This is a genomic window from Pantoea eucrina, assembly GCF_002095385.1.
GTDB classification, from domain to species: domain Bacteria; phylum Pseudomonadota; class Gammaproteobacteria; order Enterobacterales; family Enterobacteriaceae; genus Pantoea; species Pantoea eucrina.
The window spans coordinates 40,781-55,807 of record NZ_MIPP01000016.1 but is presented as its reverse complement, the minus strand read 5'-3'; the positions used below and the strand labels follow the sequence as shown (position 1 = coordinate 55,807).

The 15,027-nt window shown below is 55.0% G+C and carries 12 protein-coding genes and 1 pseudogene; 3 read left to right on the top strand and 10 right to left on the bottom strand.

From position 1 onward, the window contains the following. The first annotated feature begins 27 nt into the window (after positions 1-27). Positions 28-1,062, top strand: coding sequence for a PLP-dependent cysteine synthase family protein (locus tag HA43_RS09190; protein WP_094111505.1), 1,035 nt, complete (start codon positions 28-30; stop codon positions 1,060-1,062). Between the two features lie 35 nt (positions 1,063-1,097). Here the strand turns inward: HA43_RS09190 and cof are convergent, their stop codons facing one another. After that, complete coding sequence (gene cof / locus HA43_RS09185) at positions 1,098-1,919, bottom strand: HMP-PP phosphatase (RefSeq protein WP_094111504.1); 822 nt, start codon at positions 1,917-1,919, stop codon at positions 1,098-1,100. Between the two features lie 92 nt (positions 1,920-2,011). Between cof and HA43_RS09180 the strand changes: the two are divergent. After that, positions 2,012-3,720, top strand: a pseudogene (locus HA43_RS09180) (SgrR family transcriptional regulator). Between the two features lie 26 nt (positions 3,721-3,746). Further along, positions 3,747-4,442, top strand: coding sequence for a 7-cyano-7-deazaguanine synthase QueC (gene queC, locus HA43_RS09175; protein ID WP_094111503.1), 696 nt, complete (start codon positions 3,747-3,749; stop codon positions 4,440-4,442). A 42-nt stretch (positions 4,443-4,484) separates the two neighbouring features. Here queC and HA43_RS09170 read toward each other — a convergent pair whose 3' ends face one another. The 9 genes from HA43_RS09170 to bolA all read right to left on the bottom strand — a co-directional run bounded on the left by HA43_RS09170 (position 4,485) and on the right by bolA (position 14,868). After that, complete coding sequence (locus tag HA43_RS09170; protein ID WP_094111502.1) at positions 4,485-4,889, bottom strand: acyl-CoA thioesterase; 405 nt, start codon at positions 4,887-4,889, stop codon at positions 4,485-4,487. Positions 4,890-4,990: 101 nt separating this feature from the next. Then, a complete protein-coding gene (locus HA43_RS09165; RefSeq protein WP_094111501.1) occupies positions 4,991-5,317 on the bottom strand; it encodes a ComEA family DNA-binding protein in 327 nt (108 codons plus the stop codon). Positions 5,318-5,456: 139 nt separating this feature from the next. Next, a complete protein-coding gene (gene ppiD, locus HA43_RS09160; protein WP_094111515.1) occupies positions 5,457-7,325 on the bottom strand; it encodes a peptidylprolyl isomerase in 1,869 nt (622 codons plus the stop codon). Between the two features lie 235 nt (positions 7,326-7,560). Then, positions 7,561-7,833, bottom strand: coding sequence for a nucleoid-associated protein HU-beta (gene hupB / locus HA43_RS09155; protein WP_039382989.1), 273 nt, complete (start codon positions 7,831-7,833; stop codon positions 7,561-7,563). Between the two features lie 210 nt (positions 7,834-8,043). Further along, positions 8,044-10,398, bottom strand: a complete 2,355-nt coding sequence (gene lon, locus HA43_RS09150) for an endopeptidase La (protein WP_039382988.1) — start codon at positions 10,396-10,398, stop codon at positions 8,044-8,046. A gap of 189 nt (positions 10,399-10,587) precedes the next feature. Beyond that, positions 10,588-11,859 (bottom strand): ATP-dependent protease ATP-binding subunit ClpX, encoded by a 1,272-nt coding sequence (gene clpX / locus HA43_RS09145; protein ID WP_039382987.1) that lies wholly within the window; start codon positions 11,857-11,859, stop codon positions 10,588-10,590. Between the two features lie 129 nt (positions 11,860-11,988). Next, positions 11,989-12,612, bottom strand: coding sequence for an ATP-dependent Clp endopeptidase proteolytic subunit ClpP (gene clpP, locus HA43_RS09140; RefSeq protein WP_010616837.1), 624 nt, complete (start codon positions 12,610-12,612; stop codon positions 11,989-11,991). Positions 12,613-12,947: 335 nt separating this feature from the next. Further along, complete coding sequence (gene tig, locus HA43_RS09135) at positions 12,948-14,252, bottom strand: trigger factor (protein ID WP_094111500.1); 1,305 nt, start codon at positions 14,250-14,252, stop codon at positions 12,948-12,950. Positions 14,253-14,553: 301 nt separating this feature from the next. Further along, positions 14,554-14,868: a transcriptional regulator BolA gene (gene bolA / locus HA43_RS09130; RefSeq protein WP_039382985.1), complete on the bottom strand. Its 315-nt coding sequence runs from the start codon at positions 14,866-14,868 to the stop codon at positions 14,554-14,556. Between the last annotated feature and the right edge of the window lie 159 nt (positions 14,869-15,027).

The window sequence follows — 15,027 nt, the reverse complement described above, 5'->3', positions numbered from 1 at the left end:
CGGCAATGAAAACCGGAGAGAATCGCCATGCAACCCCCCTGGATCCGCCACGCCATTAATGAGATCAACGCTGATATCCAGCGCTCGGCTGACACACACCTGATCCGCTTTACGCTGGACGATTTCCCGGGCATCTTTTTCTATCTCAAAGATGAGAGCACGCACCCCAGCGGCAGCCTGAAACATCGCCTTGCGCGTTCGCTGTTTCTGTATGGACTGGCTAATGGCTGGATCGGTGAAAAAACCCCGATTATTGAAGCGTCATCCGGCAGTACTGCCGTATCGGAAGCCTACTTTGCCCGGCTGCTCGGCCTGCCGTTTATCGCGGTTATGCCGGTCAGTACCGCAAAGCGCAAAATTGAGATGATCCGTTTTTATGGCGGAGAGTGCCATTTTGTGGCTGATCCGTGCCAGCTCTACGCGGAGTCTGAGCGGCTGGCGCGTGAACTCAACGGCCACTTTATGGATCAGTTTACCTATGCCGAGCGCGCGACGGACTGGCGCGGCAATAATAATATTGCTGAAAGTATTTTCCGGCAGATGGCGCATGAGCCGTTTCCGGTGCCGCATACGCTGATCATGAGCGCCGGCACCGGCGGCACTTCCGCCACGCTGGGCCGCTATATTCGCTATCAGGGCTACTCCACCCGCCTGCTGGTTACTGACCCGCAGCATTCGGTATTTTTTGACTACTGGCACAGCCGGGACAGCAGTTTGCGCAATGCACGCGGCAGCCTGATTGAAGGAATCGGTCGCCCGCGCGTCGAACCCTCTTTTCTGCCCGACGTGATTGATGAGATGATCAAAGTCCCCGATGGCGCCACGCTGGCGGCTATGCTGCGGCTGGAACAGATCCTCGGGCGGCGCCCCGGCGCTTCAACCGGCACCAACTTCTGGGGCATGATGCAGGTGGCGAAACGCATGCGCGCCAGCGGTGAACGGGGCGCGCTGGTTACGCTGCTCTGCGACAGCGGTGAACGCTATCCTGACACCTATTACAACCCGGCGTGGGTTGCGGCGCAGATTGGCGATATTCAGCCCTGGCTGCAGGCGCTGCAATAAAAAAACCGGACATCCGGTCCGGCTCACGGCAAGACTCAGCCCCGGGGGGAGTAATCAAGGTGGGGCGTGGTCAGCCAGTGATTTAAATAGTGAGACACCGCCTGTGTCTCGCAATGGCCGATAACCGGCAAATGCGGCAGCGCGGCTTTAAGCTGATGCATCGCGTTGCCCATAACAAAGCCTTTACCTACCTGCTCCAGCATCTCGCGATCGTTCATCGCATCACCAAAGGCCATACACTCCGCCAGCGGCAGATCGAGATGTTCGCACAGTCGCGCCAGCGCCGCGCCTTTATGGCAACCTGTCGGCAGAACCTCAAGACAGTCCCAGGCGGAAAAACAGATAGTGGCACGCGCGCCCAGCGCCTGCTGCAGCTCTTCCTGCAGCGCCAGCAGCATCTCGTGGGGTGCGATAAAACAGATTTTGGTGATGTTATTTCCTGACATCTGCTGCAGATCGCACAGCTGATAGCTAAATCCGCTCAGCGAGTGCGCCTCCAGCGCGCCAGGCAGTGGCTTATCAGTAAACCAGCCCTCGTCGGTAAACAGGTGAATGGAGGCTGGCGTTTCCCAGCGGGTTCGCATGACCTGCTCTGCGACGTCCGCTGGCAGATCGCAGCCATACAGCTGGTTGCCCTGCGGGTCGTGAATACGCGTGCCGTTACCGGTTATCAGCCAGGCAGGCAGCGTGATCTGTGTACGGATCACCTGCATATCCAGCAGATGGCGACCGGTGGCAAAAGCCAGAATCACATTGCGCTGCTGCAGCGCATGCAGGGTTTCCAGCGTCTCTTTACCTAACTGATGCGTGGGCAGCAGCAGCGTGCCGTCCATATCAAATGCTGCAAGACGAGCCATGCCTGTTCTCCTGTCAGGGGATGCTTTTACTATCGCCTGGTAATTACGGAACGAATAGTGAATACTTTTTGAAAACTGTTCCGGGTTTAACTATGCGTGAACTTCATCGTGTCAGCCAGTTTCAGCGGCTGTGGCACGCCAGCCAGGGAGAGACGCAGCGACTAAGCGTTGCCATGCTGGCTCAGCGCTGTTTCTGCAGCGAACGTCATGCGCGTACTCTGCTGAAAAAATGGCAGCAGGCGGGCTGGATCCGCTGGAGCAGCCAGCCGGGGCGCGGTAAGCAGGGTGAACTGCAGTTTCTGATCGCACCGGAGACGCTGCGCCAGCAGCTGCTTAACCGCCAGCTACTGGCGGGCGAACCGATCCAGATGCTGCAGACGCTTGATCTGCCGCCGGAACGCCTGCTGCAGCTGCTGCAGCCACTGATGGGCGGGCACTGGCAGGATCGTATGCCGGTGCTGCGCATTCCTTATTATCGTACCCTCGCGTTCCCGGCCCCCCTGCAGCCTCTCGGTCGCGCTGAGCAGCATCTGGCCCGGCAGATTTTCTCTGGCCTGACGCGCGTAGAAAACAACCGCGTCAGCGGCGATCTGGCGCACCACTGGCAGCATGACAGCAGCGGACTGAACTGGAGCTTCTGGCTGCGTCCGCAGCTCAGCTGGCATAACGGCGAGCCGCTGTATGCCGCGCAGCTGGCAGCGGTCCTGCAGCAGATTATCCGCAGCCCCGACGGCCGCGCGCTGCTTGCCAGCGTGGCGCAGATTGACGCGCCGCATCCGCTCACGCTGCGTATCCGGCTGCATCGGCCCGACTACTGGCTGCCGCAGCGGCTGGCTCATCAATTTTGTCTGCTGCCGCACCCCGACAGCCCGCAAACCGGCAGCGGTCCCTGGCAGCTGGTGCAGTTTACCCCGACCCTGCTGCGGCTGGAGAGCTATGCGCGCTGGCATCTGCAGCGCGCGCTGATCCAGCGTATTGAATACTGGATCACGCCTGCCCTGTTTATGCCGGAACAGGGCAACAGCTGCCGGCATCCGGTACAGATTGCGATTGGCAATGCTGACGAACTGCAGCAGCTGCGGCCGGTAGACCGCAGTATCAGCCGCGGCTTCTGCTATCTGGCGACCCGCCCCTCGCTGCGTTTCAGTACGGCTCAGGCCCGGACGCTGATTGCGCTGATCCAGCGCAGCGATGTGATCCGCCAGCTGCCGCTGGCAGAAGGATTGATTACGCCGAGTCACTCGCTGCTGCCCGGCTGGCCGGTTCCGCAGACCGGGGCGGACCCCGTTGCCCTGCCCGCCCGACTGACCCTGCATTACCATCTGCCGGTTGAACTGCACGTGATGGCGGAGGCGCTGGTCACGCTGCTGGCTTCACACGGCTGTGAGCTGAGCTGCGTCTTTCATGAGGTAAAAAGCTGGGGCCACGCGCAGGATCTCACCGCAGCGGATATTATTATGGGCGACCGGCTGATCGGTGACGCGCCGCAGTTTACCCTGCTGAACTGGCTGGAGCAGGACAGGTTGTGGCAGCCGCTGCGCGACAGCTTTCGTCAGTCGCTTCAGCAGATCGCCCGTGAGCCAGACGACAGCGTACGCTCGTCCGCCGTTCAGCAACTTTTCCATACGCTGATGAGCGAAGGTTATCTGCTGCCGCTGTTCAATACCGTTATCAGGTACTGGCACCAGCGGGCGTTGAAGGTGTGCGGCTGACTTCACTGGGCTGGTTTGACTTTACCCGGGCGTGGATCCCGCCGCCAGCCTTCAGCCCTGTTCACTCCGGCGCTGACGCAGTACCATAAGAGACCACACCAGGAGAGATAAGTTAATGAAACGCGCCGTTGTCGTTTTTAGTGGTGGACAAGACTCCACCACCTGCCTGATTCAGGCTCTGCAGCACTATGATGAAGTTCACTGCGTCACCTTCGATTATGGCCAGCGCCACCGCGAAGAGATCGAAGTGGCGGCGGAGCTGGCACGTAAACTGGGCGCGCGCGCGCATAAAGTACTGGATGTCACCCTGCTTAACGAACTGGCGATAAGCAGCCTGACGCGCGATAACATTCCGGTACCGGCCTATGAGGCTGATGCCAGCGGATTACCCAGCACCTTTGTCCCGGGCCGTAATATTCTGTTTCTGACGCTCGCTTCTGTCTACGCGTATCAGGTAGAAGCTGAAGCTGTTATTACCGGCGTCTGCGAGACCGACTTCTCCGGCTATCCCGACTGCCGCGATGAGTTTGTTAAAGCGTTAAATCACGCGGTCAGCCTTGGCATGGCTCGCGAGATACGTTTTGAGACGCCGCTGATGTGGCTGAATAAAGCAGAGACCTGGGCGCTTGCTGATTACTGGCAGCAGCTGCCGCTGGTGCGGACAGAGACGCTGACCTGCTATAACGGCATTAAAGGAGATGGCTGCGGAACCTGCGCCGCCTGTCATTTACGTGCCCGCGGGCTGGCGGAGTATCAGAACAATGCCGCCGCGATAATGACGGCAATGAAGCAAAAAAGCGGCCTGCGCTGAGTCAGCATGCCGCTGGCGTGGCGTCAGCAGTGACGCCACGGTTTAACGTCCGGCCATGAGAGCGGCCAGGCGTTCGCGCAGTTCTCCTTCCAGCGGCACCGCTTTTTGCGTCCGTAAATCGATACAGACAAACGTCAGCAGAGCGTCAGCCACCAGAGTGCGATCGTCTGCAAGCAGCACACGCTGTGCAATGATCCCGCTGCGGCCGCTGAGCTGTGACACGTCACTTTCAATAACCAGACGATCGCCCAGAACCGCAGGCCGGCGATAGTTGATATTGATGTTTACCACCACGAACGCCAGTTTTTGCGCCATCAGCCAGTTAAAGGCGTCCGCTTCTTCCAGCCACTGCCAGCGCGCCTCCTCCAGGAATTCGAGATAGCGCGCATTATTAACGTGCTGATAGACATCCAGATGATAGCCGCGCACTTTTATTGTGGTTTGCATCAACGCTCCTGAACAGGCTGAAATTGCTAACTGGTTGGACCTGTTGAGCATAGCACAGCCTGTTGCCGGGACTTACTGATACTTCAGCATCGCGAAGTGCTTCACAGTTTGAGTCGATCGCTGTTGCGTTCTACCAGCGCACTGCCGATACCGGGTACCTCTTTGAGCTGATCCAGCGCGGTGAAGCGCCCATACTCTTCGCGATAGCTGACGATCGCCTGCGCTTTTTTCAATCCGATGCCATTCATGGCGCTCGCCAGCTGCTCCGCGGTAGCGTCGTTGATGCTGACCGCTCCGGCCGTCAGCGATGCGGGCGGCTTCGCCTGTGCTTCCGCGGGCTCTCCCGCCGCATGCGCAAGAGTGCTGCCGCAGAGTGCGCCGCCCAGCGCCAGTGTCAGACAAAATGCGTGAAAAGTAGATTTGTTCATGCTGTTTTTCTCCTTGTGTTTGACAGCATCAGCAGCGTGTCACAGCAGAGGATGTCCGGCAAAAGGCGAAGCGCAGAGATGGAAAAGGCCGCAGAAGCGGCCTTTGATTGTTGCAGAGAATTACCTGTTTTTGTGAGGCTTACTGGGTTTGTGCCGCTGCCCCATATTTGATCTTCGCCTCTTTACGCAGGTTTTCAAGCAGCGCTTCAAACGCGATCTGCGCATTGTTCTGCGTCACGCCTTTGATCATCTCATCGACCTGGTTCTGCGGCAGGCTGCCGGCAGAGACTTTATCCAGCGCGACCAGCACGACGTTGCCCTGCATATCTTCGCTTACGCCCCAGGACGGTTTATTCTCTGCCGGCTGCGGCAGTGAAAATGCGGTCTGGGCGACCGGATCCTGTGCGTTACGATCAACCACTTTGCTGCTGCTCAGCGTCAGTCCTGCCGCGCTCAGCGCCTCACTCTTGCCCGCTTTCAGCCCGGCCAGCAGTTTATCTGCCTGCGCTTTAGCCTGCTGCGTCGCCTTATCGTGTTTGATGCGGTCGGTCACCTGTACCTTCACCTGGTCAAGCGGTTTTACCGCTTCCGGTTTGTGTTCGCTGATGCGCAGCACAAACGCGCGATCGCCATCCACGCTGATAATATCGGAGTTATTGCCCGGCGCGCCGTTCTGCCCAATTAAGCCGCCGCTGAAGACCGCCTGTTTAACCGCGTCAAAGTCGAGGTCGGCAGGCATATCATCACGGGTAAACCAGCCTGTTTCGCTGACCTTAAGACCCGATACCTGGGCTGCACCCGCCAGCGATTCATTGTCATTGCTGGCGGCTTCACTGACTTTCTGCTGCAGCTTATAGAACGCGTCAAGCGCTTTCTCCTGCTTAACTTTATCTGCAATAACGTCATGCACCTGCGCCAGCGGCTTCACCTGCTCCGGCTGGATATCATCCAGACGTACCACCAGGAAACCTACTGAGGACTTGATCACGTCTGAAAGCTGGCCTTTCTGCGTCAGGCCGGCGTTTTTCAGCTCGTCCGGCGTGGTTGCAGGCTCCAGCCAGCCCATATCACCGCCTTTACGCGCGGAGATAGGATCGGCAGATTTGCTTTTCGCCAGGCTGGCAAAGTCCCCGCCCTGCTTCAGCGCATCCAGTACCGATCGGGCTTCCGCCTCAGTTTTGGTCTGTATGATGCTGTAACGGCTGCGCTGGGGCTGTGAATAGTCCGCTTTGTGTTGATCGTACCAGCTCTGAATGTCCGCTTCGCTGACCGGCTGCTGCATCGCTGCTGCATCCATTTTGATGTAGCTGACGCGGAACTGCTCCGGAGCCATAAAACTGTTCTGATGCTGCTGATAATACTGCGCGATCTCATCGTCATTAACCGTCTGCTTCGCTGCCAGCGCATCCACGTTAATCACCGCCTGACGAATTTCCCGCTGCTGCGAGACTAAATCGGTCAGCTTTGTGGTTTCATCTTTCAGCATAAAATCAGTGTTAGCGATGGCATTGATCAGCTGCTGATTAAGCAACTGCTTGCGCAGCGCTTCTGCATATTGATCGGCTGAGAAGCCCATGCTGGTGATCAGACCGTTATATTTGGCATTATCAAATTTGCCGTTGGTCTGAAACGCTTTCTGGTTAAAAATGGCCTGCTTTACCTGCTCATCACTGATGCCAAGATGCAGCTCGCTGATGTACTGATCCAGCAGCGCCTGATCCACCAGCTGTGACAGCGCCTGCTGGCGCATCTGCTGGATATACCCATCATTGCTCGCCAGCTGCGAGAACTGATCGCCCAGCATCTGCTGCTGACGATTGCGCTCGCTGTTAAACGCCTGCTCCAGCTCAGCCCGGCTGATTTCGTGGCCGTTAACTTTCGCAGCGTAATCGCCATTGCCACCTATCAGGTAGTTGCCCACCCCGGTAAGCACAAAGGACAGGATAATCAATCCCAGAATAACCTTGAGCACGACATGATTCGACGCCGCGCGTAAATTGTCCATCATGGTATGACAACACTCCGCTGTAGTGTGAATGTAAAGCTCAGACACGATGCCATCATCGTGCAGCTGCAGTTCAGGCTGGCAGCTGGCAACCATGCGGAGACTGAAGCCACTGGCTTAAGCTGCGCATCAAATAAAAAGGGCACATCAGTAATGATGTGCCCGTATGTTACATGAGAACGGCTTTTTCGTCCTCAATCCAGAGAAGAAAATGCTTCACTGGTTAATCCTGACTGGCTTAATTAACGGCGTCTTTCAGCGCTTTACCGGCGCGGAATCCCGGTACTTTGCCAGCCGGGATGGTGATCTCTTTACCGGTCTGCGGATTACGGCCGGCACGCTCAGCGCGCTCGCGCACAGAGAAAGTACCGAAACCCACCAGGGCTACTTCGTCGCCCTCTTTCAGTGCGCCAGAAACAGATTCGGTAAAGGCCTCCAGTACACGTCCGGCTGCTGCTTTTGAAATGTCCGCTTCTGCAGCGATTTTGTCGATCAACTGTGACTTATTCACTCTCTTCATCCCCTCTTTTATTATTCACTTTGCCCCGTCTCTTTACGCCGGAGCAAACGCGCAGCCAGTTATAACAAGCCTGTGGTGCTGAAACAACGGTATTCATCTTAATCGCCGATCCAGCAGCCCTCTAACTTAACAGGCAAAAAAAGCTGGCAAGCCTGATTTGGCCTGCCAGCTTCGCTTTTTAGCCGCGTTTACTGCTCAGCGCTATTTTGCCGTCACAACCTGCATACCGGATGGCGCATTTTCCAGGGCCAGATTCAGCACCTCTTCAATGCGTTTAACCGGATGAATGCTGAGGTCAGCAATCACGTTTGCCGGGATCTCTTCCAGATCGCGCTTGTTTTCATCCGGGATCAGTACAGTTTTAATCCCGCCACGGTGTGCTGCCAGCAGTTTCTCTTTCAGACCGCCGATAGGCAGTACCTGACCGCGCAGCGTGATCTCGCCGGTCATCGCCACATCGGAACGGACCGGGTTACCGGTCAGACAGGAGACCAGCGCCGTACACATCGCAATACCGGCACTCGGACCATCCTTCGGCGTAGCTCCTTCCGGCACGTGCACGTGGATATCGCGCTTCTCGTAGAAGTCGCCGTTAATACCCAGTTTTTCTGCCCGGGCGCGAACCACGGTTAATGCAGCCTGAATCGACTCCTGCATAACCTCGCCGAGAGAACCGGTATAGGTCAGCTTGCCTTTACCTGGCACACACGCGGTTTCGATGGTCAGCAGATCGCCGCCCACTTCTGTCCACGCCAGGCCGGTCACCTGTCCTACGCGGTTTTCGCTGTCAGCGCGACCGTAATCAAAACGCTGTACGCCAAGGAAATCTTTCAGGTTGTCGCCATTAATTGTGATGCTCTTCTGAGTTTTATCCATCAGCAGCGCTTTGACCGCTTTACGGCATAACTTAGAGAGCTCACGTTCCAGGCTACGCACGCCTGCTTCACGCGTGTAATAGCGGATGATGCCGATGATTGCGCTATCGTCAACGCTGATCTCTTTCTCTTTCAGCGCATTGCGCTCAATCTGTTTTGGCAGCAGATGCTGCTTCGCAATATTGAGTTTTTCATCTTCGGTATAGCCCGACAGGCGGATCACTTCCATACGATCCAGCAGCGGTGCCGGAATATTCATGGAGTTGGAGGTCGCGACAAACATCACGTCAGACAGATCGTAGTCGACTTCCAGGTAGTGATCGTTAAACGCGATGTTCTGTTCCGGATCCAGCACTTCCAGCAGCGCCGAAGCGGGATCGCCGCGCATATCAGACGACATTTTATCAATCTCATCCAGCAGGAACAGCGGGTTTTTCACCCCGACTTTTGCCATTTTCTGGATCAGCTTGCCCGGCATTGAACCGATATAGGTACGACGATGTCCGCGAATTTCTGCTTCATCGCGTACGCCGCCCAGCGCCATACGCACATATTTACGTCCGGTCGCTTTCGCAATCGACTGTCCCAGAGAGGTTTTACCCACACCCGGCGGGCCAACCAGACAGAGGATTGGGCCTTTGATTTTGCTGACGCGACTCTGCACCGCAAGATACTCAAGGATGCGATCTTTGACGCGCTCAAGACCAAAGTGATCGGTATCAAGCGTCTCCTGCGCTTTGCGCAGATCTTTCTTCACCTTACTGCGCGCGTTCCATGGAACCTGCACCATCCAGTCGATATAGCCGCGTACCACTGTCGCTTCCGCCGACATCGGCGACATCATCTTCAGCTTCTGCAGCTCAGCTTCCGCTTTTTCACGCGCTTCAGCCGGCATTTTAGCCGCGTCGATTTTACGCTTCAGAGCTTCATACTCGTCTGGCGCATCATCCATCTCGCCCAGCTCTTTCTGAATCGCCTTCATCTGTTCGTTCAGATAATATTCGCGCTGGCTTTTTTCCATCTGCTTTTTGACGCGATTGCGAATACGTTTTTCAACCTGCAGCAGGTCGATTTCCGATTCCATCATCGCCATCAGATATTCCAGACGCTCGTTAACGTCGGACATCTCCAGCACGGACTGTTTATCCGCCAGCTTAAGGGGCATATGCGCCGCCACGGTATCGGCCAGGCGCGCCGCGTCATCAATGCTGTTCAGCGACGTCAGCACTTCAGGCGGGATCTTTTTGTTCAGCTTGATATAGCCTTCAAACTGATTAATCGCGGTGCGCACCAGCACTTCCTGCTCGCGCTCTTCAATTTCTGGCGAAGTCAGATATTCAGCCTGAGCGACAAAGTGATCGCCATTGTCAGATAGCGTGGTAATGCGGGCACGCTGCAGGCCCTCCACCAGCACCTTAACCGTGCCATCAGGCAGCTTCAGCATCTGCAGTACGGACGCCACTGTCCCTACGGCAAAGAGATCGTTAATTCCAGGTTCATCCGTTGAAGCCTCTTTCTGGGCAACCAGCATGATCTTCTTGTCATGATCCATTGCTGCTTCCAGGCAACGAATCGATTTTTCCCGACCAACAAACAACGGAATTACCATGTGCGGATAAACCACCACGTCGCGCAGCGGCAACACGGGGATTTCAATGCGTTCAGAACGCTCAGGATTCATAGAGCTCTCTCTTAGTTTAATGTCCGCCAGGTGATGGGTACCGCGTAATACAGGCTGTATGCAGTTAAACCCACAGGATTATGAGTATATGGGGATGCTTGTCCGACATTCAATGTCACAGCGGTGAGAAAAGTAAAAGGGGAATAAAATTCCCCTTTTTTAAGATAACAACGTGATTTGGCTGCTTATTTATTCGCCAGAAGCTTGTGCTTCATGCTTACCATAAATCAGCATTGGATCGGACTCGCCATCAATCACCGAATCATCGATAACCACTTTCTCGACATCTTCCATTGAAGGCAGGTCATACATGGTTTCCAGCAGCGCCGCCTCAACGATAGAACGCAGACCGCGCGCACCGGTTTTACGCGACATCGCCTTTTTAGCGATAGCCGTCAGCGCTTCGTCGCGGAACTCCAGCTCAACGCCTTCCAGGTTAAACAGCGCCTGATACTGCTTGGTGAGCGCATTTTTCGGCTCGCGCAGGATCTGAATCAGGGCTTCTTCGCTCAGCTCGTTCAGCGTGGCAACCACTGGCAGACGACCGATAAATTCCGGAATCAGACCAAATTTGATCAAATCTTCCGGTTCTACCTGTGACAGCAGTTCGCCTTCGCTGGCTTTTTGCGATTTGCCTTTTACTGTCGCGCCAAAGCCGATACCCGATCCGGTTTCTACACGCTGCGAAATCACCTTATCAAGGCCGGCAAATGCGCCGCCGCAGATAAACAGGATTTTCGATGTATCAACCTGCAGGAACTCCTGCTGCGGATGTTTGCGGCCACCCTGAGGCGGGACAGCGGCAACGGTGCCTTCGATCAGCTTCAGCAGGGCCTGCTGTACGCCTTCGCCTGACACATCACGCGTAATAGAAGGGTTATCAGACTTACGGGAGATTTTATCGATCTCATCGATGTAGACGATACCGCGCTGCGCCTTCTGCACATCATAGTCGCACTTCTGCAGCAGCTTCTGGATGATGTTTTCTACATCTTCGCCCACGTAGCCCGCTTCGGTCAGCGTAGTGGCGTCCGCCATGGTAAAAGGCACATCCAGCAGGCGCGCCAGCGTCTCTGCCAGCAGTGTCTTACCGCTACCGGTTGGGCCGATCAGCAGGATGTTACTTTTGCCCAGCTCAATACCGTTGCTGGTATCGCCATTGCGCAGACGTTTGTAGTGGTTGTAAACGGCAACCGCCAGCACTTTTTTCGCCTTTTCCTGACCAATAACATAGTCATCGAGATGGTGACGAATTTCATGTGGCGTTGGCAGAGCGCTACGCTCGCGATGGGGCGCAACCTCTTTGATCTCTTCACGAATGATGTCATTACATAAATCGACACATTCGTCGCAAATATAGACTGACGGCCCGGCAATCAGCTTACGGACTTCATGCTGGCTTTTGCCGCAGAAAGAGCAGTACAGCAACTTACCTGAACCGTCTTTGCGCTTATCTGTCATCAGCTAACCTCTTTTCGTTCTCAGACCTACTCTGGTGTACGGCACTGGCCGTACAACAACGGCCGGTATGCATGCAACTCATCTGCCTGCCCCCCGTTAACTATAGCGTAAGGGCCAGGCAGGTGCGTCTTATTGACGGTGTGTCAGTATAGAGTCAACCAGGCCATACTCTACCGCTTCGCTGGCAGAGAGGAAACGATCGCGTTCGGTATCGCGCTCAATCTGCTCCAGCGATTTGCCGGTATGCTCAGCCATCAGCTCATTCATGCGCTGTTTTACTTTCAGAATTTCACGCGCGTGAATTTCAATATCCGTTGCCTGTCCCTGATAGCCGCCCAGCGGCTGGTGAATCATCACGCGGGAGTTAGGCAGGCAGAAGCGTTTACCTTTGGTTCCTGCCGTCAGCAAAAACGCGCCCATTGAGCACGCCTGGCCCATACAGATGGTGCTGACGTCCGGCTTAATGAATTTCATGGTGTCGTAGATCGACATACCAGCCGTAATCACGCCACCCGGTGAGTTGATGTAGAGATAGATATCTTTTTCCGGATTCTCTGCTTCCAGAAACAGCATCTGCGCCACAATCAGGTTCGCCATGTGATCTTCAACCTGACCGGTCAGAAAGATAACGCGCTCTTTAAGCAGGCGGGAATAGATGTCGTAAGAACGCTCGCCGCGCGAGGTTTGTTCGACCACCATTGGCACCAGCGCATTAGTTGGTGCAGTAAATTCACGATCGCCACTGTATGACATTACCGTCTCCTGATAAATTTCATTGGCAACATTCTGTACCGATTCTACGTGAGACGCGCTGCGAAAACTATGCACAGCCGCCTCGTTCCGACATTTCAGGACGGTTAATCAGCCAGCCTCACGGTTCTCTCGCATTCTTCCTCTATCTGGGGATGCTGCCCGGTTGTTTCAAGCATAACAACCTTTTCTCTATTCGCTAACCTGGAAAAAGAGCATAACGGATAATTTGCCGCTTAATTAGTCAAATAGCAGTGCAGGAAGGGGGTTTTTATCATAAATATAAAAAAGCCCGCGACAGGAGGTCGCGGGCTGAGCACATTCCGTTAAGTGATTAATCAGGCCGCAGAGGTCTGGTTCATCAGCTCCTGGAAAGAGGTCGCTTTGTCGGCGACTTTGGCTTTCGCCAGCAGAGCCTCGACCGCCTGCTCTTCCAGCGCAACGTTGCGCATGTTGTTCATCAGCTCGCTGTTCTTGCTGTAGAACTCGATAACTTCCTGCGGATCTTCATACGCAGAAGCCATCTCTTCGATCAGCGTCTTAACGCGATCTTCATCCGCTTTCAGCTCGTTGATGCGGATCACTTCGCCCAGCAGCAGACCTACAACAACGCGACGTTTTGCCTGCTCTTCGAACAGCTCACGTGGCAGTTCCAGCGCCTGCTTCTCATTGCCACCAAAGCGCTGAGCAGCCTGACGACGCAGCACGTCGATTTCGCCATCAATCAGAGCGGCTGGCACGTCGATGTTGTTCGCTTCAACCAGACCATCCAGAACCTGAGACTTCACGCGGTTGCGGATAGCGCCTTTGAGCTCGCGCTCCATGTTTTTACGCACTTCTGCACGCAGGCCATCAACTGAACCATCTTCTACGCCGAAACGTTTGATGAAATCAGCGGTCAGTTCTGGCAGTTCACGGGTTTCAACTTTCTTCAGAACGATATCAAACTTCGCATCTTTCCCTTTCAGGTTTTCTGCGTGGTAATCGTCCGGGAATTTAACGTCGATAGTAAAGGTGTCACCCGCTTTCTTACCGGTGATGCCTTCTTCAAAACCAGGGATCATACGACCCTGACCCATCGCCAGTACGAAGTCAGACGCTTTACCGCCTTCAAACTCTTCGCCATCAACAGAACCGTTGAAATCGATGGTAGCGCGATCTTCAGCGGTAGCCGCTGCGTCAGTCTCTTTCCAGGTAGCCTGCTGCTTCTGCAGGGTATCCAGCATCGCGTCAACGTCTGCATCGGTCACTTCAACAACCGGTTTTTCAACTTCGATTGCGTCCAGACCCTGTAATTCCACTTCCGGGTAGACTTCAAACTCAACCGCATAGGTAAAGTCTTCGCCTTCTTTATACTCACCCGGCACGTAGTCAGGCGCGCCTGCTGGATTGATTTTCTCTTTGATGATGGCGTCAACAAAGTTACGCGTCATCAGCTCGCCCAGCACATCCTGGCGAACAGAGGCGCCGTAGCGCTGATTGATGATATGCGATGGCACTTTACCTTTACGGAAACCATCGATACGGACTTTCTTAGCCACTTCAATCAGTTCTTTCTTAACTGCAGCGTCAATGCTGTCAGCTGGAATAGTAATCGAAATGCGGCGGCCCAGACCCTGGGTGGTTTCTACTGAAACTGTCATTTTGTTACCTCAAAAAATCACGTGCTCGGTCAACTTCAGACACCACACAATTAATGCGCCGTATCCAATAACCGGGACGGCCTCTGCGGGCAGAACCACATCCCTGTCACCAGAAGCGTCCCGAAGACATTCCGGAAAAATAGACGCCGCATTATAGCGGCATCGCCGGAATGAGTCGAGGCTGCAAACTCACCACTTTTTAACGACTTTGCTGCTTTTTTGCGCCGCAGATCGCGTTTAGCGTCTGAGAAACGAAAAAACGGCCCGCAGGCCGTTTCAGGAAAGGTTGAAGATGCCAGCATCAGGCAAGCGTACCGGCACCCCGGCAGTTAGGCGAAGCCAGAACAGTATCCTGCAGCCCGTGCCACTCTTTTTGCGTGTAAGTATGCAGCGCCAGCGCGTGTACGCTGCCTGCCAGTTCCGCAGACAGTTCGCCATAGATGGCGCGATGCCGCTGTAAAAAGCGCTGGCCGGTAAAGTGATCGCTGACAATCACCACTTTAAAGTGACTTTCAGAACCGGCAGGCACGTTATGACGATAGCTTTCATCATGCACTTCGAGGTGTGCAGGTGTGAAAGCGTTGCGCAGCTTTTCTTCTATTTGTTCGCGAATCATTGTTTACACCCTCTCCGGCGAGCGCTGTGCCCCATCTGTTTAAATATTAGTAGGTTTTGCATTACTGCCCGGTAAAAATCAGAAAATATTCCCGCTCTGCAGCGCATCATAACCGGCAATCCGGGCGGGTCAACCTGCGGGTTTTCCTCCGGGCTGAAA